This window comes from Halalkalibacter flavus, from assembly GCF_036663575.1.
Taxonomy (GTDB): Bacteria; Bacillota; Bacilli; order Bacillales; family Bacillaceae_D; genus Halalkalibacter; species Halalkalibacter flavus.
Genome location: NZ_JAWRVK010000399.1, coordinates 1 through 240, shown reverse-complemented (window position 1 = coordinate 240; position 240 = coordinate 1). Strand labels below are relative to the sequence as shown.

1 protein-coding gene is annotated in these 240 nt (G+C 40.8%); it reads left to right on the top strand.

What is annotated here, in order from left to right; genetic code table 11:
• Positions 1 to 206, top strand: a 206-nt coding sequence (locus SAY88_RS25590; RefSeq protein ID WP_332635248.1) for a hypothetical protein, incomplete at its 5' end; no start/stop codon positions are given.
• Positions 207 to 240 lie beyond the last annotated feature (34 nt).

The window sequence follows — 240 nt, the reverse complement described above, 5'->3', positions numbered from 1 at the left end:
CTTCAAGATATGTGCATCAAGTGGTGAAATGGGCAGAGAAGTCCTCGAGGAATGACGCTTCTAACCATTCAGGAGAAGCATCTCTGATCATGCACGAACATAATGACAAAAAACGATTTTTATGTCTCATCTCAAATGCTATAACGATCCGCAATGGCCCAAGTACTGTGAATTGTACCTTATACATGCAACAAGCGAGTGAGTGATTTACTGGCTAGTTAATTTCATTCCAATACTCGC